We start from the raw sequence: 26,081 nt of genomic DNA on the forward strand, positions 1-26,081 counted from the left end.
TTGTAAAAGTGTTCCCGCCGCCACGGACTGTTTTGACCCGACGTGGGTGGGCGAAGACGGCGGCCGCCGGGCTTGCCTTGGACGTTGGTGCGATGGGCCTCTCGCAAGGCCGAGTGCTAAAATGCAGGCTTGAATTGGCGCCGATTTGCCTGATCCGCTTGCGGGCGCCCCATAAATCCAGCTAAAGAGGTCTCATGACCACACCTGCCATTTCGGCCGACCATCCGGCACTTCCACCAGACATCGATCTGCCACCCGTACCTGCGGGTAGCGTAGGCTACGTTTCGCCCCGGTTCCTGTCGTTCGACGAACCACTGGCCCTGTCCAGCGGCCAGATCCTTCCGTCCTACACCCTGGCGGTCGAGACCTATGGTGAGCTGAACGCCGCCCGCAGCAACGCGGTGCTGGTCTGCCACGCCCTCAATGCGTCACATCATGTGGCGGGGCTGGAGGCTGATTCCCCGCACTCGCCAGGATGGTGGGACAACATGGTGGGGCCAGGCAAGGCGCTGGATACGGATCGGTTCTTCGTCATCGGCGTGAACAACCTGGGATCGTGTTTCGGGTCCACGGGGCCGACCACCACCAACCCGGCGACCGGGGAGCCCTGGGGCGCGTCCTTTCCCCTACTGACGGTCGAAGACTGGGTGCATGCCCAGGAGCGCGTGGCCGACCATTTCGGGGTTGCTCGTTTTGCGGCCGTGATGGGTGGGTCACTCGGCGGGATGCAGGCGCTCAGTTGGGCCATCACCTGCCCGGAGCGTGTCGGGGACTGTGTGGTGGTCGCCAGTACCGCACGGCTGTCGGCGCAGAACATCGCGTTCAACGAGGTCGCGCGCCGCGCGATCCTGACGGATCCGGATTTCTGCAACGGTAATTACTACGCACATGGAGTGGTGCCCGTCAATGGTCTGTCGGTGGCCCGAATGGTGGGGCACATCACGTATCAGTCCGATGAGGTCATGGACTCGAAATTCGGTCGCACGCAGCGCAAGCCCGGCCCCAACGGCCAGTATCACTACAGCTACGACGTCGAGTTCGAGGTCGAGTCCTATCTGCGGCACCAGGGGGAGAAATTCTCGCGTTATTTCGATGCCAACACCTATCTGCTGCTGACGCGGGCACTCGATTATTTCGATCCGGCGCGCGCTTGCGACGGGGATCTCGCGCGTGCGCTCGCACCCGCCCAGGCGCGGTTCCTGCTGGTGTCCTTCACGACCGACTGGCGCTTTGCTCCCGAGCATTCTCGTGAAATCGTGCGGGCGCTGTTGAAGAATCACCGCGAAGTCACCTATGCCGAGATCGATGCGCCCCATGGGCACGATGCGTTCCTGCTGGGTGATGCGCGTTACCATGCCATCGTTCAAGGATATTACGATGACATGGCGCGGCGTCTGGGGCTTGGGGAACGCAAGCGCACCACGGGGGTGTTGGCGCAATGAGTGTGGAATCGTCGGTTTCGGTGTCGGGCGGGACCTTGGTGACCGGTGAGGCGCCACCACGCATCGACCTGCTGCGCATCGCTCAGTGGATTTCGCCCGGCAGCCGCGTGCTGGATCTAGGATGCGCCGATGGCCGCCTGTTGGCCTATTTGCAGCAGACCCGCCAGGTTCGCGGGGCGGGAGTGGAGATCGACGACAACCAGGTGATCGCCGCCGTGCGACGCGGGGTCCGTGTCATCCAGCAGAATCTGGAGGATGGTCTGGCGTTGTTCGACGATGCTCAGTTCGACACGGTGGTTCTGTCGCAGACGCTGCAGTCCATGCGTCACACCGAACACATCCTGCGCGAGATGGCGCGGGTGGCGCGCTACGGCATTGTGTCGTTTCCGAATTTCGGCTATTGGCCGCATGGCTGGTCCATCCTGGCGGGCCACATGCCGGTGAATGATCAAATGCCTTACCAGTGGTATGACACGCCGAATATTCATCTGTGCACGTTGCGTGACTTTCAGAGCCTGGCGGCTCGCCTGGGGCTGAAGATCACGGATCTGGCGGCATTCAGGGGAGAGCACGAGATCCGCTATCTGCGCGGCTGGCGCAGCATGCTGGCGGTCTATCGCTTTGAATCGCCGGCGGCGGGCGCCCGCTCATGACCGAGGGTTGGCGCGTCTACAGCAGCCGCCGCGTCGCACCGCTTCTGGCGCTGGGTTTTTCCAGCGGGTTGCCCCTGGCGCTGACCTCCGGCACGCTGCAAGCCTGGGCGACGGTCGAGAAGGTCTCGTTGCAGGACATCGGCTTCCTGACATTGGCCGGTACGGCCTATACCCTGAAATTTCTTTGGGCGCCGCTGGTCGATCGATTCGTGCCGCCTTGGCTGGGGCGGCGGCGTGGTTGGGTATTCCTGACCCAATGGTTGCTCGCGGCCTCCATCGCAGCCATGGGTCTGTTCTCGCCGGGTGACGAGCTGCGGACGATTGCGCTGCTGGCCGTCTGGGTGGCCTTCCTCTCGGCGACGCAGGACATCGCTTTCGACGCGTACAGCACCGATGTGCTGCATCACGAGGAACGTGCTGCCGGGGCTGCGCTGAAGGTCATGGGGTATCGCCTGGCCATGGTGGTGTCGGGAGGGCTCGCGCTGATCATCGCTGATCAGTGGCTGGGCTGGCGGGCCACCTACTGGTTGATGGGCGGACTGATGGCGCTTGCTTCGTTGACCACTCTGTGGGCGCCTGAACCGGAAGCGGCGCCCCAGCCGCCGCGTTCGTTGCAGCAGGCGGTCGTGGAGCCCCTGCGCGAATTCTTTGGCCGGCCTGGTGTCTGGATGGTGCTGCTGCTCATCGTGCTCTACAAGCTCGGTGATGCCTTTGCGGGCGCGCTATCCACGACCTTCCTGATTCGTGGGGCAGGCTTCGATGTGACGGATGTGGGCATGGTCAACAAGGTCTTCGGGCTGGTGGCGACCATCGTTGGCGCATTGGCGGGCGGTACGCTCATGACGCGCCTGGGGCTGTATCGGGCGCTGATGTTGTTCGGTGTCCTCCAGGGGGTGTCCAATTTTGGCTATTGGGTACTGGCGGTCACACCTCCGCACCTGTATTCCATGGCGGTAGTGGTGGCTGTCGAAAACCTCTGCGGCGGCCTGGGTACGGCCGCTTTCGTTGCGTTGCTGATGGCGCTGTGTCAGGCGCGGTTTTCGGCGACCCAATTTGCGCTGCTGTCGGCCTTGTCCGCGGTGGGGCGCATCTATCTGGCCGGGCCGCTCACGCCGGTGCTGGTAGGCTGGGCGGGCTGGCCGGCGTTCTTCGTCATGACCATTGCGATTGCAGTTCCGGGTCTGGTGTTGCTTTGGTTGATGCGCGACCTGGTCGACCAGTTGGACGTGAACGGCTGAGGGGTGTCGGGGGCTGCTGGTTGCAGAGCGTGCGCGGTCCCACTAAGCTTTGCCTTTTGCCGCTCGAATCCTCGTGTTTTTCCGGCCTATGTCCGTTGTCTTGAAGCTCCGCCTGCTGCTCGACCGCTTCACCCTGACCCTGGTGGCGGTCGTGGTGGCCGCCTCGCTTTTGCCAGCCCACGGTGCGGGGGCGGTGTTCTTCAAGTGGCTCACGACTGCAGCCATTGCGCTGCTGTTTTTCATGCATGGCGCAAAACTGTCCCGGGACGCCATCATCGCGGGGGCCACCCACTGGCGTCTGCACATCACCGTGTTCGTCTGGACATTCGTGATTTTCCCGCTGCTGGGCTGGTCGCTGCGCCCAGTTCTGCTGCCGTTGCTGGGTGAGCCGCTCTACATCGGGGTGCTGTATCTATGCACTTTGCCCGGGACGGTGCAGTCGGCCATTGCCTTTACTGCGATTGCGCGCGGCAACGTCCCGGCTGCAGTCTGCGCGGCTTCGGCTTCCAGCATCGTGGGAATCGTGATCACGCCGCTGCTGCTGCGGATATTGCTGGGGACTGACACCTCGGCGCTAGGGGCGGGGTCGTTGCTGCAGTCCATCGGTCACATCAGTGTCGAGATTCTGCTGCCATTCATCGCTGGCCATCTGTCACGGCCGCTGGTCGGACGGTGGATGGATCGGCACCGCAAGCTGGTCACCAATGTGGATCAGAGTTCGATCTTGCTGGTCGTCTACACGGCGTTCAGCGAATCGGTGGTCGCCGGACTGTGGCAGAAAGTGGATCCCGTCTCGCTGGTCTGGCTGGGAGTGGTCTGCTGTGCGCTGCTGGCCTTGGTGCTGGTGCTGAATACCTGGTCCACTCGCCGGCTGGGGTTCGGCCGCGCCGACGAAATCACCATCGTATTCTGCGGTTCCAAGAAGAGCCTGGCTAGCGGCGTTCCCATGGCCAGTGTGTTGTTCAGCTCGGCGGTCATCGGTCCGGTACTGCTGCCGCTGATGCTCTTTCACCAGATTCAGCTCATGGTGTGCGCCGCGCTTGCCCAGAACTATCGGCGCCAGTGGGAGACCCTGGCGCAGCCAGGGCACACGCCGGCGTAGTCGCCGCACGGTCAGTCGCCGTAGTCCACCGTCAACGGTGCGTGGTCGCTGAAGCGTTCGTCCTTGTAGATCGATGCCTGCTTCGCTCGCGTGGCAACGCCCGGCGTCGCCACCTGGTAGTCGATGCGCCACCCCACGTTCTTGGCCCAGGCCTGGCCGCGGTTGCTCCACCAGGTGTAGGCATCCCCGGTGGTATCCGGGTAGAGCTTGCGGTAGACGTCCACCCAGCCCTGGGTGTCGAACAGCTTGGTCAGCCACGCGCGTTCTTCGGGCAGAAAACCGCTGTTCTTGCGGTTGCCGCGCCAGTTCTTCAGATCGATTTCGTGGTGGGCGATGTTCCAGTCGCCACAGACGATGAACTCGCGGCCGGTGTCCCGGTGTTCCTGCATCAGACCCTGCATCCAGGCCTCGAACAGGTCCAGAAATCGGTATTTCGCGGTCTGGCGCTCATCGCCGCTGGTGCCGGACGGCAAATAGGCGCTCACCACCGTCAGCTCCGGCCAGTCGGCCCGCAGCACACGGCCTTCTGAATCGAATTCCGGATTGCCCATGCCGATGGTGACGGTGGCTGCCGGTTGGCGGGCGTAAAGCCCCACACCGCTATAGCCTTTTTTTTCGGCGTGATGGAAGTAGCTGGTATAGCCGTCCGGGTGGCGCATTTCGTCGCTCAGATCGGCGTCCTGGATCTTGATTTCCTGCAGGCAGACGACGTCGGGGCGAGTCGCCGTGAGCCAGTCGGCGAAGCCCTTGCGAAAGGCCGAACGGATGCCGTTCAGGTTCAGAGTGGTGATGCGCGGCACGGGATCCTCCTGCGGTCGATGACGCTTAACTGTAGCGCACCCGTCGTCGGCGTCGCCGCGCCGGCCGCAGTGGAACCTTGGGACCGGGGGTGTCCTGGCAGCGCGTCCGGGATCCACGGGCCGGAGACGATATTGGTGAAATCACCTAGACGTGACAGCAGGTTTTGCTATGAATTGTCTAAAAATTTAGTTTAGTATAAAAAAGTAGATAATTAATCATTGGCGGGCGCCATTCGGCGACGCCCCCCCTTCTCATCCGGATACAGGAGCCAACCACAGTGGACGCTCAACTCAACATTGACCAACGGGGTGGCAGCTCACCCGATACGGTATCGCCCTACGCCTGGAAGGCCCTATGGGGCTCGGCGATCGGTTATGCCATGGACGGCTTCGACTTGCTGATTCTTGGGTTCATGCTGACAGCGATTTCGGCCGATCTGCATCTGGCCCCGAGTCAGGCGGGGGCACTGGTGACGTGGACGCTAGTGGGGGCCGTCTGTGGTGGCATTGTGTTTGGCTCACTGAGCGATCATTACGGTCGGGTGCGGGTGCTGACCTGGTCCATCTTGCTGTTTGCCGTGTTCACGGGGCTCTGTGCCGTTGCACAAGGTTATTGGGATCTTCTCGTCTACCGGACCATCGCCGGGGTGGGCCTGGGCGGCGAGTTCGGCATCGGTATGGCATTGGCCGCCGAGGCCTGGCCAGCCCGGCACCGGGCGCGAGTCTCGTCCTATGTGGCATTGGGCTGGCAGGCCGGAGTGCTGGTGGCTGCCATCGTGATTCCGTTCCTGTTGCCGCGCATCGGTTGGCGCGGCATGTTCCTGGTCGGCATCTTCCCGGCTGTTGTCGCCTGGGTGATCCGCCGCCATCTGCATGAGCCGGATCTGTTCGTCGAGAAAGTCGAGAAGCAGCGCCACAGCCTGTTGGATTCGTATCGCATGCTGGTGAGTGATCCGCGCACTACACGTACCAGTGTGGGCATGTTCATCCTGTGCTCGGTCCAGAACTTCGGCTACTACGGGATCATGATCTGGATGCCGACCTACCTGGCGAAGTCCCAGGGCTTTGGATTGACCAAATCCGCCGTCTGGACCGGAGCCACGATCATCGGGATGGCTTTCGGGATCTGGCTCTTTGGTCATCTGGCCGACCGCATTGGCCGCAAGCCCAGTTTCCTGATCTATCAGCTGGGGGCCATCGTCATGGTGCTGTATTACTCTCAGTTGACCAATCCCGACACCATGCTCTGGGCGGGTGCGGTGATGGGGCTGTTCGTCAACGGCATGCTGGGCGGCAATGGCGCGGTGATGTCCGAGGCCTACCCGACGGAAGCCCGCGCCACGGCGCAGAACGTGCTGTTCAATCTGGGTCGGGCCGTGGGCGGTTTCGGTCCGCTGGTGGTCGGCGCGATTGCCGCTGCCTATTCCTTTCATGTGGCCATCGCATTGCTGGCTTCCATCTACGTGCTGGACATGCTGGCAACGGTGTTTCTGATCCCCGAGCTGAAGGGGGCGGAGCTGAAGTAATGACGGTTGGGACGCGTGAGGATCTGCGGCAGTGCACGGATATGCGGGATGTGCAGGGTTTCCGGCGCAATGCGCAGGCAGTGGCATCGCATGTGTGCCGCGTGCAGGAACACCGCTGGGTGAATGCCCGCTACAAGTACCTGCGCCTGGAGTCCGATACGGGTCTGGCCAGTGTGACGTTTCCGGGTCAGTTCTATCAGTTGAAATGCCCCGTCACGGAGGCGTCGCAGCCGTTCCTGCTGCGTCCCATGAGCGTCTACGGGACGGGGCCAGGAGCCGGCGGGATCCAGTTCCTGTACAACGTCACGGGTACCGGTACGCGGGCGCTGGCAGAATTGCGGGTTGGCGACACGATGCAGATCGTGGGGCCGCTGGGCAATACCTTCACCATACAGCCAGCCTTCCGGCGCATTCTCTTGGTAGCCCGGGGAGTGGGCCTGGCGACGCTTGCGCCAGTGGTTCGGGCGGCAGCATCGGCAGGGACAAACATCGTGGCCGTCATGTCGGCCCGCATGCCGGCCGATCTGATGCGCGATGAGTTCCTCGGGGACGCGCCGGCCGACGTTCACTGTGTGTATGACAGCAATGGTTCATCGGCGGTGGATCGGGTGGAGATCCTGGTTCGCCGCCTGTTGACCGAGCAGCCTGCCGATGCGGTTTATACCTGCGGCTCGCAGCGGTTGCTGATGCTGCTACAACGGGTGTTGGGCGATTTCCCGGACGTGCTGGGCGAGGTGGCCATGGAGCAGCACATGGCCTGCGGCATGGGGGTGTGCCTGTCCTGTGTGCGGTTGTTCGATCGGGACGGGAGCAAGCAGTTCCTTCGCGTCTGCCGTGATGGGCCGGTGTTTCCCATCCGCGATGTGGTGGGCGAGGTGCAATATGGTTGATCTGAGCGTGGATCTCGACGGTCTGCCGTTGCGCAGCCCCATCATGCCCGCGTCGGGCTGCTTCGCCATCGAATATGCCGAGGCGCTGGATTTCAATCGATTGGGCGCGCTGGTCATCAAGAGCGTCTCGCCCAGGAGCCGGCTCGGCAATCCGACGCCGAGGGTGGCCGAGACAGCCAGCGGCATGCTGAATTCCATCGGGATTCCCAGCAAGGGCCTGGATTACTTCCTGGATCATGTGTTGCCGCCCTATCTGCAGTTCCGCACACCCGTGGTCGTATCCATCTCGGCCGACACTGTGGATGAATTCGCGCAGGCGGCCGCCCGGCTGTCAGTGCCTGGTGTGGCGGTGATCGAGGCCAATATTTCCTGCCCCAACCTGGAGGCCGACGGCCTGGCGTTCGCGATGGATCCGGAAGCGACCCGTGCGGCCATGCGGGCCGTGAAGGCGCAGACCGCGCTTCCTGTGTGGGCCAAACTCACCCCCAATGTGTCGCATGTGGCGGAGATCGCCTGTGCTGCCGAGGCGGGCGGCGCCAGTGCGCTGGTCATGGGCAATACCGTGCTGGGCATGGCCATCGACGTCCATACGCGCAAGCCCCGGCTCGGGAATGTCATGGGGGGTTTGTCCGGGCCTGCGATCAAGCCCATCGCGGTGCGCATGGTGTACCAGTGCCACCGCAGCGTCAGCATTCCCATCATCGGCTGTGGCGGAATCGCCTGCGCCGAGGATGTCGTGGAGTTCATGCTGGCGGGCGCCAGTGCCATACAGGTGGGGGCCGCGTCGTTCCAGGATCCGGCAATCATGCAGAAGATTACCGATGACCTGGTCCGGTTCTGCGATGAGACGGGGGTTCCGGCCGTTGGCGGACTGACCGGCGCCATCGCTCTGGACGCGGATCTGACCGACAGCTGGCTGCGCATGGCGCAGCAATCGGGCTAGCCGAGGCCGGCAGCCGCCGCAGCGGGCGCAACTTGAAGGTGCAGCACAATCATGATCGATCTTATCCAATATCGGGCGCTGGCGGAAAAGATTTTCGCTGACATCCGCGAGTTCTCCTTTGATGGCGTGGGCATCACCCGCGAAAGCTACGGGCGCGGTGAGTCCGCAGCCGCCGATTATCTGCGGGGTCTTGCCGAGTCGGAGGGGCTGGCCGTGCAGGCCGATCGGGCCGCCAACCTGGTTTTCCGGTTTCCGGAGACGCCGGCTAGTAACTCGGTCATCTGGATGGGATCGCACATGGACTCGGTGCCCCAGGGGGGCAATTACGATGGTCTGGCGGGTGTCGTGGCCGGTTTGCTGTGTCTGGTGGCGCGCCGCCGCGAAGGCGTGGGCGGCCCGCTTGAGGTCATCGGCTTCCGGGGCGAGGAAAGCGCCTGGTTTGGCAAGGCCTACATGGGTTCCAGCGCGCTGCTGGGAAAACTGTCCGAGGCCGATCTGGCGCTCAGGCGCCGGGGCGCGGATGAGTCCCTGGGCGACTGCATGCAGGCGCTGGGTGCCGACATGACGGCCATTCGGGCTGGTGAAAGGCTGTTTGATCCCGCTCGCGTGAGAACGTATCTGGAGCTCCACATCGAGCAGGGACCGGTCATGGTGGCGCGCGATCTGCCGGTTGCGGTGGTGTCCAGCATCCGGGGGAACTTTCGTCACAATCATATTGTGTGCGAGGGCGAGTCGGGGCATTCCGGTGTGGTGCCCCGGTGGTTGCGGCACGATGCCATGTTTGCGGTGGCCGACCTGCTGATGCGGCTGGACGAGCATTGGCGGATGCTGCAGGAACGTGGCACGGATCTTGTGCTCACGGCGGGCATCGTCGGGACCGATCCTGCGGAACACGCGGTCTCGCGCATTCCGGGCCGCGTCGCGTTCAGCCTGGAGGCGCGTAGCCGCAGCACGGATACGCTGGAGGCCTTCTATCAGCTAGTGCGAGCAGAGTGCTCGGCGATCGCGCACGAACGCGGTGTGGCGTTCGATTTTGACCGGCGGGTGCTGTCGGCCCCTGCCACGATGAATACGCGTGTGTGTGATACGCTTTCTGCCGCCTGCGCGGCGCGCGAGCTGGCTCACGACGTAATCCCCAGCGGCGCCGGGCATGATGCGGCCCTGATGGCCAATGCCGGCATCCCCAGCGGCATGGTGTTCGTGCGTAACCAGAACGGATCGCATAATCCGCGCGAGGCGATGGATCTGGACGATTTCATGCTGGGTGTGCAGGTGCTCAGCGATGCGCTGGAGCCCCTGAGCGCGTGATGGCGTTGTGGATGGCGGTCGCTCGGGCTGTTCGGGAGAGGAGGCAATGGTGAATTCGTCGATGTTTTTTGGCCCCGATGTCTTCGGGCAGCAGGCTGATCCAGCCGCGGCGGTGGCGCGGGCGTTGCTTGAGGCCGGCTGCGTCCGATTGCGCGCCGAGGAGCCGTTTCACCTTCCATCAGGGTGGGCCAGTCCCGTCTACATCGATTGCCGGCGGCTGATCTCGTTTCCAGCTCTGCGCCGTCAGCTGCTGGCGCGCGCTCTGCGGGTGCTGCAAGCGCGTGGCGCGCTGGATGGGCTTGTCGCCGTGGCCGGCGGCGAGGCCAGCGGAATTGCCCTGGCGGCCTGGATGGCCGAGGCGTTCGGGCTGCCGCTGCAGTACGTGCGCAAGCGGCGTACCAGTCGCAATCAGGTCGAGGGTGTCGTCGTAGCGGGCGGCAGGGTGCTGCTGGTGGATGACATGATGGCCGGCGGCCAGTCAAAGGTCCGGTTTTGCAAGGCGTTGTCGGCGGCCGGTGCACGGGTCGACACGCTGTTCGTCGTGTTCGACTATGGGACATTCCCCACCGATGAGCTTCTCGCTCCACTGGGGGTATCAGTCTGTGCGCTGGCGACTTGGCAGGATGTCCTGGGGGTCTGGCGGGCTGATGGTGGCATTGCTCCACAGGCCCTGCGCGATTTCGAGTCTTTCCTGTCGGACCCGGCTGGCTGGTCGCAGGCCCACGGCGGCCTGGGGCAGAATCCGGCCAGGCGCTGACGGGTGCCACCCATGCCCGATGCGCCCGCGTTCAAGTCTGCGATCGACTATGCTGCCCTGGGTGACCGCCTGCATGCCTATCGCATTGGCGCTGCGCTGCAGGCTGAGGACGTGGCCGCCCAGCTTGGCATCTCCAGGGCGGCCGTCTACCGTATGGAAAAGGGCGAGATCGTCAAGATCGATACGCTGGAGCGGGTCGCCGAACTGCTGGGGACGTCGCTGGCATCGCTGCTGGGCGTGGAGGTCGAGTATTACGCCAACGCCCTGGGGTTTTTCGAGCGCATGCGTCAGCTCGAACGCAGCGCCGACAATATCTTCGCCCATTTCGAGCCTGTCTCTCTGCTGCTGGCCTCGGACGACTACCCGGAGCTGCTGCGCGGCATGCTGCTGGAGGTCACCGCGCGGCGGGCGGGCGGGGCGCTGACCGAGGATGAGGCCAACGCCATCATCGGTGTGATCGCGGATCGGCGGGCGACCTTTCGCGAGCGTCGTCCCCAGGTCGTGGGCCTGATCGGCATGCACGGGCTGGAGCGCTTCCTGCAGATGGGCATGGTGGGCCGGGTCAGGCTGTCGGAGGCCGTCCGGCGGCAGCGCCTGGCGGCTGCGCGGCGGGAGATCGGCCGGCTGGCCGATCTGATGGCCAGCGAGTTGCTGAATGTCCGCATTGGCTTGATCGATGACGCCATGCCGGCGTCTACCTTCGAGTTTTTCTCAGGGCCGTCCGGCAAGGCGGTCGCGGTCAGCCCATTCCGTCTGGGAGAGCTGCCCAATGTTCGCAACGGCATCGCCACCGTGACGTCGGCGCCCGAGGCGATCCGGCGCTACGAGCACCTGATTGCTCGTTTGTGGAAGAGCGCATACAAGGGCGCGGCCGGTGCGGCCCATCTGCATAAACTGCTGGGCCGGCTCTGATGGTTGGGCGATCGGCTGTGATGCGCCTTTCTGACGCCACGTGTGTTTGCGGCTATGCTATTAGACTGTTCTCGTGTGGGGCGGTCGTCTGGATCTGGAGTTGCCGGGAATGACATTCAAGGAAATCACGCAGCGTTTCGCGCAGTCGGAATCGGGCAGCGATTCGTTCAAGCAGTTCTACAAGGACGCGTTCCAGCTCATGAAGCAGGATCCGGCCAACGCCGGGCTGTATTTCGTGGTGGGGATCGCTGCCCAGACCTACGTCATCAAATACGAGGATCAGGAGGTCGCGCCGGAATTCGCCGATCGCGTGAAGGCGACATTGGAGTCCTTCAACAGCCGGTTGCTGGCTGCGCTGGACATGGCGCCCGCCGAGCGCCTGAAGGCCCTCGGTGAAGTGGCCGTCGACTACGAGTGGAACGAAGACGCGTTCTGATCCCCATGCCATTATCGCGCCGCCAAATGGCGCGATAATGGCACGTTTACCCGATTCGAGACCTTCCATCATGCCCGGGACGCACGCCCTAGCCTTCGTTCGCTTTGCCCTGGAACACGGGGTTCTGCGCTTTGGTGAGTTCAAGACCAAGTCGGGGCGCGTGAGCCCCTACTTTTTCAATGCGGGCCTGTTCAACGATGGCGCCTGTGTCGGCCGGCTAGGCAAGTTCTACGCCGAGGCTCTGGTGAATTCCGGGCTGGAGTTCGACATGCTGTTTGGCCCCGCCTACAAGGGCATTCCGCTGGCGACGACGGCGGCGGTCGCGCTGGCCGAACACCCCGTGCTGGCTGGTCGCCATGTTCCGTTTGCCTTCAATCGGAAAGAGGCCAAGGACCACGGTGAAGGCGGCGTGTTGGTGGGGGCGCCGCTCGCCGGCCGGGTGGTGATCATCGATGACGTGGTCACTGCTGGTACGTCCGTGCGAGAGTCCGTGGCGCTGATCCGTGCCGCTGGTGCCCAGCCTGCCGCCGTGCTGATCGCAATGGACCGCATGGAGCGTGCGGGTACGCTCGGCAACCTGTCGGCGCATTCCGCCGTCCAGGATCTGGAGCAGACCTATGACCTCCCCGTCATCAGCATTGCCTCGCTCACGGATGTGATCGGTCTGCTGGACGGCGACCAGGATTTGAACACGCACCGCGAAGCAGTGGTCGCGTACCGCGCGCAATACGGGATCTGATCGGGCTCAGCTATCGTCTCGGGAGACGCTTTTCCCGGCCGCATGACGCGTCAGCCATCCGGGTGTCAGCCGTCCAGTTTTTCCTTCAGCAGTGTGTTGACCTGCTGAGGGTTGGCCTTGCCGCGGGCGGCCTTCATGACCTGGCCGACCAGGGAATTGAACGCCTTCTGCTTACCGGCACGGTATTCTTCGACGATGGCCGGGTGCGCGGCCAGTACCGTGTCTATCATGGCCTCGATGGCGCCGGTATCGCTGATCTGGCGCAGACCCCGCGCCTCGATGATCACGTCGGGGTCTCCGCCAGATTCTCCCGTCCACATGGCGGCGAAGACGTCGCGCGCGATCTTGTTGGAGATCGTGCCGTCCTGGATGCGGCTGATGAGGGCGGCCAGGCGCTTTGGCGAAACTGGCGACTGGCTGATTTCCAATTCTTCGCGGTTCAGGGCGGCTGACAGCTCCCCGAGGATCCAGTTGGCTGCCTGCTTGGCCTGGTCTGTCGGCAGTGCGCCGGCGGTTGCCTCGAAGTAATCCGCGATGGCACGGTGCAGCGTGAGCTGTGCGGCGTCGTAGCCCGTCAGTCCCATGTCGGATTCGAAGCGGGCGCGCTTGGCGGCCGGCAGTTCCGGCAGAGCGGCCCGCACGCGTTCGATCCAGTCCTGTGGCACGATCAGCGGCGGCAGGTCCGGGTCGGGGAAATAGCGGTAGTCGTTGGAGTCTTCCTTGGAGCGCATGGTGCGGGTTTCGTCGCGCTCGGAATCGTAGAGGCGGGTTTCCTGGCGGACTGTGCCGCCGTCCTCGATCAGTTCGATCTGGCGGCGGGCTTCGTACTGGATCGCACGCTCCAGGAAGCGGAACGAGTTGATGTTCTTGATTTCGCAGCGGGTGTTGAATTCCTTCTGGCCCTTCGGGCGGACCGAGACGTTGGCGTCGCAGCGGAAAGAGCCTTCCTGCATGTTGCCGTCCGAAATCCCCAGCCAGACCACCAGCCCGTGCAGTGCCCGGGCGTAGGCCACGGCCTCGGCGGCCGACCGCATTTCGGGCTCGGAGACGATTTCCAGCAGCGGTGTGCCGGCGCGGTTCAGGTCGATGCCGCTGGAGGACTCGCCGTGCGGTCCCTGGAAGTGCTCGTGCAGGGATTTGCCGGCGTCTTCTTCCAGGTGGGCGCGTGTCAGGTTGATGGTGTGTTCCTGTTCACCCACGAAGAAGGACATCTGGCCGCCGACCACGATGGGTAGCTCGAATTGGCTGATCTGGTAGTTCTTCGGTAGGTCGGGGTAGAAGTAGTTCTTGCGCGCGAAAACCGATCGGTTTGCGACTTTGGCGCCGATGGCCAGGCCGAAGCGGATGGCGCGTTCCACGGCGCCCCGGTTCATCACCGGCAGGGATCCGGGCAGCGCCATGTCCACTGCGTTGGCCTGGGTGTTCGGCACTGCGCCAAATCGGGTGCTGCTGCGGGAGAAGATTTTCGATTCCGTGGAAAGCTGGGTATGGGTTTCCAGCCCGATGACGATTTCCCAATCCATTATGCGTGTCCTGGAATGCGTTGGTGCCAGTCGGTGACCTGCTGGTAGCGGTCGGCGATGGCCAGCAGGTGGCCCTCGTCGAAGTAGCGGCCGACGATCTGTAAGCCGATGGGAAGTTGTCCGGATGGGCCGCCGAAACCGCAGGGAATGGACATGCCGGGCAGGCCGGCCAGACTCACGCCCAGGGTGTAGATGTCGGCCAGCCAGTCGGCGATGGGGTCCTGGCGGTTGTCGCCGATGCGGCGCGCCACGTCCGGCGTCACCGGCCCCATGATCACATCGCATTCAGCCGATAGCGCCCGCTGGAAATCGTCCACGATCATGCGTCGCACGCGCTGCGCCTGCAGGTAGTAGGCGTCGTAGTACCCGTGCGACAGCACATAGGTGCCCACCAGAATGCGGCGGCGGACTTCGTCGCCGAAGCCTTCGGTCCGCGAGCGGCTGGTCATGTCGATCAGGTCACTGTAGTGTTCGGCACGGTGGCCATACCGGACCCCGTCGTAGCGCGACAGGTTGCTGGAGGCTTCGGCCGGGGCGATCACGTAGTACGCGGGGATGGACAGCCGGGTGCGCGGCAGCGAGATATCCACGCGCGTCGCACCCAACGATTCAAAGGTCTTCAGGGCTGATTCGATGGCGTCGCCCACGCATGCGGCCAGGCCCTCGTTGAAGAATTCACGCGGCACACCGATCCGCAGCCCCTGCAGTGGCCGGGCACCCGCCGCTGCGAAGCGGGACTGCGCGGCCGCGAAGTCGGCCTGGATGCGGCCGGCTGCGTTGGGCTCGCCGTCGCATGCTTCGAGGCTGGTGGAGTCGTTGCTATCGAACCCGCTCATGGCGTCCAGCATGGGCACCAGGTCGCGGGCGTTGCGCGCCAGCGGCCCGGCCTGGTCCAGGCTGGAGGCGTAGGCGATGATGCCATAGCGGGATACCGTACCGTAGGTGGGTTTGATGCCGCTCACCCCGCAGAGCGCCGCCGGCTGGCGCACCGATCCGCCCGTATCGGTGCCGGTGGCGGCCATGACCAAGTGTGCGGCCACCGCTGCCGCCGATCCGCCCGAAGAGCCGCCCGGCACCCGCTCGGGGTCCCATGGGTTGTGGACGGGACCGAAGGCGGAATTTTCGTTGCCCGAACCCATGGCGAATTCGTCGCAGCTCAGCTTGCCCAGCGAAACGGTCCCTGCCGTGCGCAGGTGATCCACGACGGTTGCGTCGAAGGGGCTGGTGTAATGAGCCAGCATCTTGCTGGAAGCCGTGGTCCGCCAGCCGCGCGTGACAAACAGGTCCTTGTGGGCAATCGGGATGCCTGTCAGCGGCCCGGCGGTTCCGGCCGTCAGCGCCTGGTCGGCTTCACGCGCCTGGGCCAGGGTGAGCTCGTCGTCGATGTGCAGGAAAACGTGGGAATCGGTGTAGCTGCGGGCCGCCCGCAGGGCGTCGGTCGCCAGTTCGACCGCATTCACCCGTCGATCGCGCAATGCGAGGCTCAGATCCTGGATGCTGGAAAATTCAGAAAGCGCAGTCATGGTTTCATTCGATGACGGTGGGGACCAGAAACAGGCCCTGGTGGGCGGCGGGCGCGTTGGTCATGCAGGCATCGCGCTGGTTCACGGTCTGCGCCGGTTCGGCGTCGTCGTCACGCAGGCGCAGGGCGATATCCTGGTGAGCGGCCAGGGGATGCGCCATGGGCTCTATGCCCTGGGTGTCGACGGCCTGCAGTTCCTGGATCAGGGCCAGGATCCGGGTCAGTTCCTGTTGAGCGCGTTGCTGGTCATCGGCCGTGAGCTGCAGCCCGGATAGCTGCGCCAGCCAGGCGATGTCCTGTTCGGTAAGTGCCATGTCAGTGTGTCTCGGAGTTCCGCCCGCCTCATTTCAGCATGGAATGATCCCGGCGGGACATGATGGAGCGCCGCCGGGCCTGCGACAGGCTGCTCGGGCGGCAGAAGTGTAACCAGAAGTGGGAAAAGCAACGGTTTTGCAATATATTGCCAGTCTATGATGGCGTACCTGGGAGGGATTATAAGTTATCATTCCTGATTCCATGCGGCTTCTCCGGCTTGCATCACCGACGAGGCAGTTGATCTCAGTGTCGGTGGCCCCGGGTCGTTCGCGCGGATCCCCCTGTACCCATTTCCATTAGTGCGCCCATGTTCGGATTCCTACGCAGCTATTTTTCCAGCGACATGGCGATTGACCTCGGCACGGCGAATACGCTGATCTATGTCCGCAGCAAGGGCATTGTGCTGGATGAGCCCTCGGTCGTCGCCATTCGCCATGATGGTGGCCCCAACGGCAAGAAAATCATCCAGGCCGTCGGCCATGAAGCCAAGCAGATGCTGGGTCGTGTGCCCGGCAACATCGAAGCCATTCGTCCGATGAAGGACGGCGTAATCGCCGACTTTACCGTGACAGAGCAGATGCTCAAGCAGTTCATCCGCATGGTGCATCCCCGCAGCATGTTTGCACCCAGTCCGCGAATCATCGTGTGCGTGCCCTGCGGCTCCACCCAGGTCGAGCGCCGCGCCATTCGTGAATCAGCGCTGGGTGCCGGGGCCAGCCAGGTCTATCTGATCGAGGAACCCATGGCGGCCGCCATCGGCGCCGGCCTCGCAGTGTCGAATGCCAGCGGCTCGATGGTGGTCGACATTGGCGGTGGCACCACCGAAGTCGCCGTCATTTCGCTGGGCGGCATGGTCTACAAGGGCTCGGTGCGTGTCGGTGGTGACAAGTTCGACGAGGCCATCATCAATTACATCCGCCGCAACTACGGCATGCTGATTGGTGAACCCACGGCCGAACTGATCAAGAAGGAAATCGGCTCGGCGTTCCCGGGCTCCGAGATCCGCGAAATCGAGGTCAAGGGCCGCAATCTCTCCGAGGGCGTTCCGCGCAGCTTCACGGTGTCGTCCAACGAGATCCTGGAATCCCTGACGGACCCGCTGAACCAGATCGTCTCGTCCGTGAAGACTGCGCTGGAGCAGACCCCGCCGGAACTGGGTGCGGACATCACCGACAAGGGCATTGCCCTGACCGGTGGCGGTGCCCTGCTACACGACTTGGATCGGTTGCTCCAGGAAGAAACCGGCCTGCCCGTGATCGTGGCCGAGGATCCGCTGACCTGCGTGGTGCGGGGCTGCGGCGAAGCACTGGAGCACCTCGAGCGTCTGGGCGGCGTGTTCATCTACGATTGATCCGCCTGCTGCTGCCCCGCCAGTTCCGGCCTGTGTCTGGACGATGGCGCGGGGCGGTCAGGCCATTGTTGCTGTCCTGCCATGCGAGAACCGGGCAAACTGACACTCTTCAAGACTGGGCCCAGCGTGGAAGTTCGCTTGGTGCTGCTGGTCGTGGTGTGTCTGGTCCTGGTGGTGGTGGATGCGCACTGGTCGGTGATGGCGCCAGCGCGACGCGCATTGGCGGTGGCGATCTATCCCTTCGAACGGGTGGTCCTGGCGCCGCGTGATGCGCTGGAATATTTCGACAGCTGGTCGCATGCTGCCACGCTCGCGCGTGACGAGCAGGATGCCTTGCGGCGCCAGCGTATCGAGATGGCGCAGCTTTCCACGCACTCGGCGCAGCTTGCTGCCGAAAACGAGCAGCTCCGGCGCCTGCTGAACGTTTCTGAGCGGATCTCACAGAAGTCCGTCGCGGTGGAAGTCTTCTACGTGCCGCCCAATGCCTTCAGCCATCGGCTGATCTTCAACAAGGGATCGCGCGCCGGCATCGAACCTGGCATGCCGGTGATCGACGAAGGCGGGGTAGTCGGCCAGATCATTCGCGTGACGCCGTTCACCTCCGAGGCCGCGTTGCTGATCGATGATCAGGTATCCATTCCGGTGCAGGTGCTGCGCAATGGCTTGCGGCTGATCGCGTTTGGCAGTGACGAGGTCGGGAAGCTGGAGATCCGTTATCTGTCGGGCAACGTCGACGTGAAGGCGGGCGACACGTTGGTGACCAGCGGCATTGGCGGTCTGTTTCCGGCGGGCTTGCCGGTCGGGCAGGTCGAAAAGGTTGATCACGACCCAGGCACCGGGTTTGGGATGGCGATCGCCGATCCGTTGTCCCATCCCGAGCGCTACCGGCATTTCCTGGTGTTGCAGGTGGATGTGAGCGACGTGCCGAATCCGGAGGAGATCGAGCATGAACTCGCCAACTAACCGGCCGGCACCGTCCTCGCTGATGGCATTGCAGCCCATCGACGCGGCGCCGTTTGCGCGGCCCGCGCCGGCGCTGTTGGTCTGGGGGTCGCTGCTGTTTGTCTGGATGGCTTCGCTGCTGCCCTGGCGGTTGTGGTCTCCGGTGCCCGATCTTCTCATGCTGGTGCTGGCTTTCTGGTGTCTGCATGAGCCCAACCGGGTGGGGCTGTTCACGGCCTTCGTGCTGGGCCTGCTCATGGACGTGCATGATTCCGGTCTGCTGGGCCTGCACGCGCTGTGCTATGTGCTGGTCGCCTACGGCATGCTCAGGTTGAACCGGCGACTGCAGCACTTCGGCTTCAATCCCTGGGTGCAGACGCTGCACGTGATGCCGGTGTTCGTCGTGGCGCTCATGGTGTCCCACTTGCTGGGGGCCTGGCTCAATGGCGAGTGGGTGGGGTGGGACTGGTTGTGGTCGGCCCTGATCACCAGCGCGCTCTGGCCGCTGGCCGATGTGCTTCTGCTGCTTTATCAGCGCCGCCTGGATGGCGGAGACGTCGGCTCCGTCTGAATCATGTTCGAATTTCGCAAGACCAGCCAGCATCAGCGTCAGACGGTGTTGCTGCGTGCGTGGGTGGCGGGCCTGTTTGCGCTGGTCTGCCTGCTGTTGCTGGTGGGGCGGTTGTGGTTCCTGCAGGTGGTCCGCTATGACAATCTGTCCGCGCGTGCGGAACAGAACCGCATCGCGATCGTGCCGATTCCGCCCCGACGGGGCCAGATCATGGACCGCAACGGAGTGGTGCTGGCGCGTAACGAACGCGATTACACGCTGCTGGTGACCCGGGCGCAGATCAAAGGCAACGTGGAGTCCGTGCTGGACCGGCTGGGAGCCCTGGTCTACATCAGTGCGGGTGATCGGCGCAAATTCCTGCGGCTCTATCAGCAGAGCGGCCGTTATGCACCGGTCCTGCTGCGCAACAACCTGAACGACATCGAGGCCTCGTGGTTCGCGGTACATGCCTATCAGTTTCCGGGCGTGAGCCTGGAGGCGCGCTGGGTCCGGTCCTATCCAGGGCATGAGTCCGCCGCCCATGTGCTGGGGTTCGTGGGGCGGATCTCCGAAGAAGACGAGCAGCATCTGGAAGACACCGGCCAGTCGGGCAATTATCGCGGCACACAGGTGATGGGCAAGAAGGGCATCGAGAAGACCTGGGAGAAAACGCTGCACGGCCGCACCGGTGTGGAAGAACTCGAGGTCACTGCGACCGGTCGGCCGGTCCGGGAGCTGAGCCGCACCGATCCCATCCCCGGGTCGAACCTGGAGCTCTCGCTGGACATCGGTTTGCAGAGGCTTGCCGAGTCGCAATTCGAGGGCAAGCGCGGCGCGCTGGTGGCGATTGCGCCCAAGACAGGCGAGGTGCTGGCCTTCGTTTCAGCCCCGTCCTTCGATCCCAACCTGTTCGTCGATGGCATCGACGTGGAGAACTGGAAGAAGCTGAACGACTCTCCCGATCATCCGCTCATCAATCGCCCTCTGTATGGCACCTACCCGATAGGCTCCACCTACAAGCCGTTCGTTGCGCTGGCTGCATTGCAGATGGGGGTGCGCTCGCCCACCGAACTGATTCCTGACCCCGGATATTTCGAGCTGGCTGGCCAGAAATTTCGCAATGCCGCCGGTGCCGTGTACGGGCCGACGGACATGCACAAGGCCATCGTCAAATCCTCGGACACCTACTTCTTCTCGCTGGGTGCCATCATGGATGTGGACAAGCTGCACGATTTCTCGAAGCAGTTCGGGTTCGGACAGATCACCGGCATCGATCTGGACGGCGAGCGCCGGGGTGTGCTGCCGTCGCGCGCCTGGAAGCGCAAGGCCTACAAAAAGCCGTCACAACAGCACTGGTACCGCGGGGAGACCGTCTCGGTGACAGTCGGGCAGGGCTACAACGCCTTCACCCTGCTGCAGCTTGCGCAAGCGACGTCCGTCCTGGCGAACAATGGTGTCTACATGAAGCCGCACCTGGTGCGTCGCATCATCGATCCCATCACGGGGCGCTTCAGCTATCCGGTGACCGGGCCGCAATACACCATCAAGCTGGATCCCAAGAACCTGAAAATCATCCGTGACGCCATGGTGGATGTGGTCCGCCAGGGGACCGCGCGGCAGGCGTTCGTCGGCGCAACCTACCAGGCGGCCGGCAAGACCGGAACCGCTCAGGTCTACAGCCTGAGGGGGGCCAAGTACAGGTCTCATTCCGTGGATGAACGCTTGCGTGATCACGCGCTGTTCATGGCTTACGCGCCAGCCGACGACCCTCAGATTGCCGTGGCCCTGATCGTGGAGAACGGCGGCTGGGGCGCGTCGGTGGCGGCGCCCATTGCGCGCAAGGTATTCGATTATTGGCTGGCTCCGGCGCGCGTGGCCGCCCGTCAGCAGAAGCAGCAGGCCGAAGATGCTGCCCGCACCCAGGTCATCAAGGCGTCGGGCCGGCCTGAGACCGCGCCTGCTCCCGATGATGAGGAGGCCCCCGAACCTGCGCCGCTGCCCGATGGCAGTGATGAGCCTGTGAGCGGCACTCAAGAGGACACCCAATGAAAATGCTCGTCCTGGCAGTCCGCCGCATGTTTGCCGTGCTGGACTGGCCGTTGCTTGCGCTGCTCGTCGTGATGGCTCTGGTCGGCATGGCGACCATGCATTCGGCCGTCGGCAACACGGACTGGCGTTTTTCCGACCAGTTGCGCAACTTCCTGATTGCCTTCGTGGTGATGTGGTGTGTGGCGCTGTTGCGGCCGACCTGGGTCCTAAAGGCGGCGCCCTACATCTACATTCTGGGCATTGCCATGCTGGTCGCCGTCACGCTGTTCGGGGTGACCAGCAAGGGTGCGACCCGCTGGCTGGATGTGGGAGTGGCGCGCATCCAGCCTTCGGAAATGATGAAGATTGCCGTGCCGCTGATGCTGGCCTGGTATTTCCAGCGTCAGTCCGTGAACCGTATCCGCATCCGGGATTTCCTGGTGGCCAGCCTGCTGCTGGCCATTCCGGCGGCTCTCATCATCGAGCAGCCGGACCTGGGTACTGCGCTGCTGGTGCTGGCCTCCGGGTTTTGCGTCATGTACTTTGGCGGGCTCTCGTTCAAGCTGCTCATTCCGGTGGTTCTGGTGGCCGCCGTCGGACTGGGAACGCTCGTGACATACGAGGACCAAATCTGTCAGCCGGATGTGGACTGGGTCGTCCTGCATGACTACCAGAAGTACCGCGTCTGCGTGCTGCTCAATCCCGGGACTGATCCACTGGGCAAAGGCTTCCACACCATCCAGTCCATGATTGCGGTGGGCTCGGGCGGGGTCTACGGCAAGGGCTACATGCAGGGGACCCAATCCCACCTGGATTTCGTTCCGGAGCGGACCACGGATTTCATCTTTTCTGTGTTCGCCGAGGAGTTCGGCCTGTATGGCGGCGTGGCGCTACTGGCGCTCTATGCGCTGCTGGTGTTTCGCGGTCTCAGCATTACGGTGCGTGCGCCCAGTCAGTTCGGGCGGCTGGTGGGTGGTGCCATGTCCATGATGATGTTCGTCTATGTGTTCGTGAATGTGGGCATGGTGACCGGGGTGTTGCCGGTAGTGGGCGTTCCGCTACCTTTCATGAGCTATGGCGGCACGGCGCTGATCACGCTCGGGGTGGCCTGCGGGCTGCTCATGAGCATAGGGTCGGACCGTCCTCGGGCGGTGTAGGCACCGCCCGTGTGGTCAGGTCGGATCGGGGTAGAGGCCCGCGAGCAGCCGCGCCACCGGGGTCGGCATTCCCCGGTCGCGCAGGGTCTGGACCGAGACCCAGGCATGTCCGGACGGCGTGGCCGGGGCGGGGGCGTCGGGGACGCGCAGCAGCCAGGGCTGCAGATGCAGCCGGAAGTGCGTGAAGACGTGGTCGAAGGCGGCCAGCTTTTCCGGTGTGGGGGTCCCGGACGGCAGTTTCGGGCAAAAATCGGCCATCTGGTCCTGGGTCTCGAATTGCGGTAACGACCACAGCCCACCCCAGATGCCTCGTTCGGGGCGCCGTTGCAGCAGTACATTCGTGCCGCGCTGCACAATCAGCAGGTGGCAGGACTGCTGGGGTTGCTGGCGTCTGGCGCGCGCCCGTGGCAGCTCGTGCTGGCGGCCCTGGATCCGGGCCATGCAGTCGTCTGCGAGCGGGCAGTGCGCGCAATCCGGATTCGTGCGCGTACACACGGTGGCACCCAGGTCCATCTGGCCCTGTGTATAGGCCCGCATGTCCAGGTCGAGCGGGGACTGTGCCAGCCATTCCCGGGCCCAGGTCCACAGTTGTCGCGTTGAAGCGCTGGTCCCCGGATCCTCCTCCAGCGCGTGGTGCCGCGCCAGGACCCGGCGTACGTTCCCGTCCAGGATCGCGGCCCGCTCGCCGTAGGCGAAGGCGGCGATGGCCGCCGCCGTCGACGGGCCAATGCCCGGCAGCTCGGCCAGGCCTGCGGCGTTGGGTGGAAAGCGCCCGCCGTAGACGTCGCATACCGCCTGTGCGCAGCGGTGCAGGTTGCGCGCCCGGGCGTAGTACCCCAAGCCGGCCCAGGCTTGCAGGACCGCGTCCAGCGGTGCGCCGGCCAGAGCCCGCACGTCGGGGAAGCGGGCGAGAAAATTCCGATAATAGGGGATGACCGTATTCGCCTGCGTCTGCTGCAGCATGGTTTCAGACAGCCAGATGGGATAGGGGTCATGGGTCGCCTGCCAGGGCAGTTCGTGGCGCCCGCTGCGAATCTGCCAGGCCGCAATGCGCGACGCTGGGTCGCGCATTGCAGCGGGGGTGGTCTCCTGGTCGCGGGGAAGACCGCCGTGCGCTGATTTCATCAGAATTGCGTGTGGCGCGTGACGGACAGCCGCGCGGCGACAGCCCCCATAATGATGATGAGCGCGCCCCACAGCACCAGATCCGGGACAGCCGGCAAGTGAATCACCCATTCGATGCCATAGCTGTGGGCGAACTTGTTCAGGATCGCGTTCAGCGGGATGAGTGATGCGCGGGCCAGCAACACCGCTACCGCGCTGGCGGCCAGTCCCGTCAGTGCCCCCAGGTACAGGAACGGACGGCGCACGAATGATTCGGTCGCGCCCACCAGCCGCGCTACAGCGATTTCCTCGCGCTGTGTGAGCGCTTGCAGCCGTACGGTGTTGAAGACGGTCGCCAGCACCACCACTGCGACGGCGATCGCCAGCAGACCCAACCCCAAGCGCAGGAACGACAGCAGAGACTCCAGCCGGCGGACCCACTCGCTGTCCATCTGGACGTGGGCGACGCCGGGCCATTGCTCCCAGGTTCGGGTCAGGTTCGCGGCATCCTGTGCAGGAGAGGCTGAATCGCGTAGTGTGACCACGATGGCGTCCGGCAGCGGGTTCTCCGGCAATGCGTCCAGCGCCTGCGCCCACGCGGGATCCGCCCGGAGTTGTGCCATCGCCTGGTCGCGTGGCAGCAGCCGTGCCTGGGCGATGTGGCTGCCCGACTCCTGCTGGATGCGGGCAAGCAGTGCCTGCTGGTCCGCTGTGCTGGTCCGCGGTGCCAGGAACAGCGTCAGCTCAGGCGTGACGGCGAGCTGGCGGGTCAGCGGCTGACTGGATTCCAACACGGCGGCGCCCAGAATGGGGACCGTGAGCATGAGCGCGATGACCACGATGTTCGCCAGCGACGAGAGGGGGTGCAGCCTCAGCCGGTGCAGGGCGACTCGCAAGGCGTAGCGGTGGTGGCGCAGCCAGCGGTTCATGCCGGTACCCCCGGAAAGTCGTTGAACCGGCCGCCGTCGATGTGCAGCGTGCGCTGTGCATAGTGGGCCATGAGTGCCGTGTCGTGCGAGGCGATCAGCGTGGTGGCTCCTACCTGGTTGAAGTCGCGAAAGACATCCATGATGCGTACTGCGCTGGCGTGATCCAGGTTTGCGGTGGGCTCATCCGCGATCAGGATGGTGGGGCGGCCGACGATGGCGCGCGCGATGGCCAGGCGCTGCTGCTCGCCACCCGACATTTCGATGGGGCGGAGGTCTTCCTTGCCGCGCAGGCCGACCTTCTCCATGGCGGCGCGGGCCCGTGTGCCCGCCGTACCCCGATCCAGGCCGATCACGTTCAGGGGCAGCATCACGTTGTCGAGCGCCGTGCGGTCGAACAGCAGGTGGGCATCCTGCAAGATGAGTCCGACCGTGCGTCGCAGGTAGGGGCGCGCGCGCGCCGCCAGGCGGTCGATGCGGTGGCCGTTCACCGTGACGGATCCGCGGCTGGGCGGCTCCAGCCCCCCGACCAGCTTGAGCAGGGTGGACTTGCCGGCACCCGAGGGCCCGGAGACGAAAACGAACTCTCCGGGTGCGACGTGGAAGTTGACGTCGGCCAGGATGTTTCGGCTGCGCCCGAACGACTTGAAGACGTGCTGGAACTCGATCATGCGTGTCCTGAGAAAACGTCGCAGCATCAGTATCCCGCAACGTAGTAAAGTCTGTAGCTGCAGGGATATCCCCCATATTTGGGCTGCCAGTATCACGCTACGATTCGGCCTGATGGAGCGATTCCACAAGATTGTATTCCGTCTCATTCAACGCTACCTGCAACGAAGACAGGAAATTCTGGAAGAAGGGAAGAATCATGAAATTCATGAAATTAGCGGCCATTGGTGCCGCTTTGCTGTTCGTCGGGGCTACCGCTCAGGCAGGAGATACCTACAAGGCGGTCAAGCAGCACGGTCATGTGCAATGCGGGGTGAACGTCGGGCTGCCGGGATTCGCGCTGGCTGACAGCAAGGGCGTCTGGAAGGGCCTCGATATCGCCACTTGCAAGGCCGTCGCGGCCATGGTGTTCGGGGATGCAAGTAAATTCAAGGCTACGCCGTTGACCACGCAACAACGCTTCACCGCGTTGCAGTCGGGCGAAATCGACGTGCTGACCCGCAACACCACGGCCACCATGTCGCGCGGTACCACGCTGGGGTTGATGAGCGCGGGCACCAACTACTACGACAGCCAGGGTGTGCTGGTGAAAAAGAGCCTGGGCGTGAAGAGCGCGACCGAGCTCAACGGCGCCTCGATCTGCGTTCTGCAGGGCACCACCACTGAACTGAACCTGGCTGACTGGTTCCGCGCGCACAAGCTGGACTTCAAGCCGGTGGTCATCAATACGTCCGAAGAAGGTTTCCGCACGTTCGAGTCCGGTCGTTGTGACGTGGTCACCAGCGACAAGTCCCAGCTGGCCAGCCTGCGTGCATCGTCGGCCACGCCCGACGATTACATCATCCTGCCGGAAAACTTCTCCAAGGAACCGCTGGGCCCCATGGTCCGCCAGGGCGATGATGAATGGTTCATGGTCGTGCGCTGGGCGCTGAATGCCATGATCGAGGCCGAAGAGTACGGCATCACATCCAAGAACGTGGACGAGATGCTCAAGTCCAACAACCCCAACATCCAGCGCATCCTGGGGGTTTCCGGCGACATGGGCAAGGGCCTGGGGCTGGACAAGAAATGGGCCTACAACATCATCAAGCAGGTGGGCAATTACGGTGAGTCTTTTGATCGTAACCTGGGCAAGGGTTCACCGCTGAAGCTCGATCGTGGCCTGAACGCGCAATGGAACAAGGGCGGTATCCTGTACGCTTGGCCGATCCGCTGATCGGGTTCTTCTGACGGCCGGGGGGTTCTCCC

At 63.9% G+C, this 26,081-nt stretch carries 25 protein-coding genes and 1 riboswitch; of the genes, 18 read left to right on the top strand and 7 right to left on the bottom strand.

Annotated elements, in window-relative coordinates; genetic code table 11:
• Nucleotides 1–127 precede the first annotated feature (127 nt).
• A riboswitch (SAM riboswitch) is annotated at nt 128–206 on the top strand.
• The 4 genes from EPN31_RS11700 to EPN31_RS11715 all read left to right on the top strand — a co-directional run bounded on the left by EPN31_RS11700 (nt 195) and on the right by EPN31_RS11715 (nt 4,435).
• The gene (locus EPN31_RS11700; protein ID WP_291773329.1) at nt 195–1,442 is read left to right on the top strand and encodes a homoserine O-acetyltransferase; all 1,248 of its coding nucleotides are present in this window, start codon (nt 195–197) and stop codon (nt 1,440–1,442) included. It overlaps the preceding riboswitch by 12 nt.
• Nucleotides 1,439–2,095: a methionine biosynthesis protein MetW gene (gene metW, locus EPN31_RS11705; RefSeq protein WP_291773331.1), complete on the top strand. Its 657-nt coding sequence runs from the start codon at nt 1,439–1,441 to the stop codon at nt 2,093–2,095. The genes EPN31_RS11700 and metW overlap by 4 nt, the downstream gene beginning before the upstream one ends.
• The gene (locus EPN31_RS11710; RefSeq protein ID WP_291773333.1) at nt 2,092–3,333 is read left to right on the top strand and encodes a muropeptide transporter; all 1,242 of its coding nucleotides are present in this window, start codon (nt 2,092–2,094) and stop codon (nt 3,331–3,333) included. Before metW ends, EPN31_RS11710 begins: the two co-directional genes overlap by 4 nt.
• An 88-nt stretch (nt 3,334–3,421) precedes the next feature.
• Nucleotides 3,422–4,435 carry a bile acid:sodium symporter family protein gene (locus tag EPN31_RS11715; protein ID WP_291773335.1) on the top strand — a complete coding sequence of 338 codons (1,014 nt, stop codon included), beginning with the start codon at nt 3,422–3,424 and terminating at the stop codon, nt 4,433–4,435.
• Nucleotides 4,436–4,446: 11 nt separating this feature from the next.
• Here the strand turns inward: EPN31_RS11715 and EPN31_RS11720 are convergent, their stop codons facing one another.
• Nucleotides 4,447–5,235, bottom strand: a complete 789-nt coding sequence (locus EPN31_RS11720; RefSeq protein WP_291773337.1) for an exodeoxyribonuclease III — start codon at nt 5,233–5,235, stop codon at nt 4,447–4,449.
• Between the two features lie 278 nt (nt 5,236–5,513).
• Here EPN31_RS11720 and EPN31_RS11725 point away from each other — a divergent pair, with 278 nt between their 5' ends.
• The 8 genes from EPN31_RS11725 to pyrE all read left to right on the top strand — a co-directional run bounded on the left by EPN31_RS11725 (nt 5,514) and on the right by pyrE (nt 12,746).
• Nucleotides 5,514–6,761: an MFS transporter gene (locus EPN31_RS11725; protein ID WP_291773339.1), complete on the top strand. Its 1,248-nt coding sequence runs from the start codon at nt 5,514–5,516 to the stop codon at nt 6,759–6,761.
• A gap of 41 nt (nt 6,762–6,802) precedes the next feature.
• Nucleotides 6,803–7,651: a dihydroorotate dehydrogenase electron transfer subunit gene (locus tag EPN31_RS11730; RefSeq protein ID WP_291773862.1), complete on the top strand. Its 849-nt coding sequence runs from the start codon at nt 6,803–6,805 to the stop codon at nt 7,649–7,651.
• Nucleotides 7,644–8,594 (top strand): dihydroorotate dehydrogenase, encoded by a 951-nt coding sequence (locus EPN31_RS11735; RefSeq protein ID WP_291773341.1) that lies wholly within the window; start codon nt 7,644–7,646, stop codon nt 8,592–8,594. Before EPN31_RS11730 ends, EPN31_RS11735 begins: the two co-directional genes overlap by 8 nt.
• A gap of 51 nt (nt 8,595–8,645) precedes the next feature.
• Entirely contained in the window at nt 8,646–9,902 is a 1,257-nt protein-coding gene (locus tag EPN31_RS11740; RefSeq protein WP_291773343.1) for a hydantoinase/carbamoylase family amidase, read from the top strand.
• 46 nt (nt 9,903–9,948) lie between these two features.
• Nucleotides 9,949–10,659, top strand: a complete 711-nt coding sequence (locus EPN31_RS11745) for an orotate phosphoribosyltransferase (protein ID WP_291773345.1) — start codon at nt 9,949–9,951, stop codon at nt 10,657–10,659.
• A gap of 12 nt (nt 10,660–10,671) precedes the next feature.
• Nucleotides 10,672–11,571, top strand: coding sequence for a helix-turn-helix transcriptional regulator (locus tag EPN31_RS11750; protein ID WP_291773347.1), 900 nt, complete (start codon nt 10,672–10,674; stop codon nt 11,569–11,571).
• Between the two features lie 109 nt (nt 11,572–11,680).
• Nucleotides 11,681–12,007, top strand: a complete 327-nt coding sequence (locus tag EPN31_RS11755) for a hypothetical protein (RefSeq protein WP_291773349.1) — start codon at nt 11,681–11,683, stop codon at nt 12,005–12,007.
• 70 nt (nt 12,008–12,077) lie between these two features.
• The gene (gene pyrE, locus EPN31_RS11760) at nt 12,078–12,746 is read left to right on the top strand and encodes an orotate phosphoribosyltransferase (RefSeq protein ID WP_291773351.1); all 669 of its coding nucleotides are present in this window, start codon (nt 12,078–12,080) and stop codon (nt 12,744–12,746) included.
• 65 nt (nt 12,747–12,811) lie between these two features.
• Here pyrE and gatB read toward each other — a convergent pair whose 3' ends face one another.
• Genes gatB through gatC form a run of 3 tightly spaced genes read right to left on the bottom strand, consistent with a single transcriptional unit; the run spans nt 12,812 to nt 16,105 of the window.
• The gene (gene gatB / locus EPN31_RS11765; RefSeq protein WP_291773353.1) at nt 12,812–14,269 is read right to left on the bottom strand and encodes an Asp-tRNA(Asn)/Glu-tRNA(Gln) amidotransferase subunit GatB; all 1,458 of its coding nucleotides are present in this window, start codon (nt 14,267–14,269) and stop codon (nt 12,812–12,814) included.
• Nucleotides 14,269–15,792, bottom strand: coding sequence for an Asp-tRNA(Asn)/Glu-tRNA(Gln) amidotransferase subunit GatA (gene gatA / locus EPN31_RS11770; protein ID WP_291773354.1), 1,524 nt, complete (start codon nt 15,790–15,792; stop codon nt 14,269–14,271). Before gatA ends, gatB begins: the two co-directional genes overlap by 1 nt.
• A gap of 4 nt (nt 15,793–15,796) precedes the next feature.
• Entirely contained in the window at nt 15,797–16,105 is a 309-nt protein-coding gene (gene gatC, locus EPN31_RS11775) for an Asp-tRNA(Asn)/Glu-tRNA(Gln) amidotransferase subunit GatC (protein WP_291773356.1), read from the bottom strand.
• A gap of 308 nt (nt 16,106–16,413) precedes the next feature.
• Between gatC and EPN31_RS11780 the strand changes: the two genes are divergently transcribed.
• The 5 genes from EPN31_RS11780 (at nt 16,414) to rodA (ending at nt 22,134) form a co-directional block, all read left to right on the top strand.
• Complete coding sequence (locus EPN31_RS11780) at nt 16,414–17,457, top strand: rod shape-determining protein (protein WP_291773358.1); 1,044 nt, start codon at nt 16,414–16,416, stop codon at nt 17,455–17,457.
• A gap of 81 nt (nt 17,458–17,538) precedes the next feature.
• A complete protein-coding gene (gene mreC, locus EPN31_RS11785; protein WP_291773360.1) occupies nt 17,539–18,420 on the top strand; it encodes a rod shape-determining protein MreC in 882 nt (293 codons plus the stop codon).
• Nucleotides 18,404–18,970, top strand: coding sequence for a rod shape-determining protein MreD (mreD, locus tag EPN31_RS11790; RefSeq protein WP_291773361.1), 567 nt, complete (start codon nt 18,404–18,406; stop codon nt 18,968–18,970). The genes mreC and mreD overlap by 17 nt, the downstream gene beginning before the upstream one ends.
• 3 nt (nt 18,971–18,973) lie before the next feature.
• Entirely contained in the window at nt 18,974–20,998 is a 2,025-nt protein-coding gene (mrdA, locus tag EPN31_RS11795; RefSeq protein ID WP_291773363.1) for a penicillin-binding protein 2, read from the top strand.
• Nucleotides 20,995–22,134, top strand: a complete 1,140-nt coding sequence (gene rodA / locus EPN31_RS11800) for a rod shape-determining protein RodA (RefSeq protein WP_291773364.1) — start codon at nt 20,995–20,997, stop codon at nt 22,132–22,134. The genes mrdA and rodA overlap by 4 nt, the downstream gene beginning before the upstream one ends.
• Nucleotides 22,135–22,149: 15 nt before the next feature.
• Here rodA and mutY read toward each other — a convergent pair whose 3' ends face one another.
• The 3 genes from mutY to EPN31_RS11815 are packed head-to-tail and all read right to left on the bottom strand — an operon-like array spanning nt 22,150 to nt 24,835.
• On the bottom strand, nt 22,150–23,205 hold the full coding sequence (mutY, locus tag EPN31_RS11805; protein WP_291773366.1) for an A/G-specific adenine glycosylase: 1,056 nt from the start codon (nt 23,203–23,205) through the stop codon (nt 22,150–22,152).
• Between the two features lie 53 nt (nt 23,206–23,258).
• The gene (locus EPN31_RS11810) at nt 23,259–24,167 is read right to left on the bottom strand and encodes an ABC transporter permease (RefSeq protein ID WP_291773368.1); all 909 of its coding nucleotides are present in this window, start codon (nt 24,165–24,167) and stop codon (nt 23,259–23,261) included.
• On the bottom strand, nt 24,164–24,835 hold the full coding sequence (locus tag EPN31_RS11815) for a cell division ATP-binding protein FtsE (RefSeq protein ID WP_291773864.1): 672 nt from the start codon (nt 24,833–24,835) through the stop codon (nt 24,164–24,166). Before EPN31_RS11815 ends, EPN31_RS11810 begins: the two co-directional genes overlap by 4 nt.
• 197 nt (nt 24,836–25,032) lie before the next feature.
• On the opposite strand from EPN31_RS11815, the gene EPN31_RS11820 reads away from it, so the two are divergent.
• Nucleotides 25,033–26,049 (top strand): amino acid ABC transporter substrate-binding protein, encoded by a 1,017-nt coding sequence (locus EPN31_RS11820; protein WP_291773369.1) that lies wholly within the window; start codon nt 25,033–25,035, stop codon nt 26,047–26,049.
• The last annotated feature ends 32 nt before the right edge of the window (nt 26,050–26,081 follow it).

The organism is Castellaniella sp. (genome assembly GCF_004321985.1).
Lineage (GTDB): Bacteria > Pseudomonadota > Gammaproteobacteria > Burkholderiales > Burkholderiaceae_B > Castellaniella.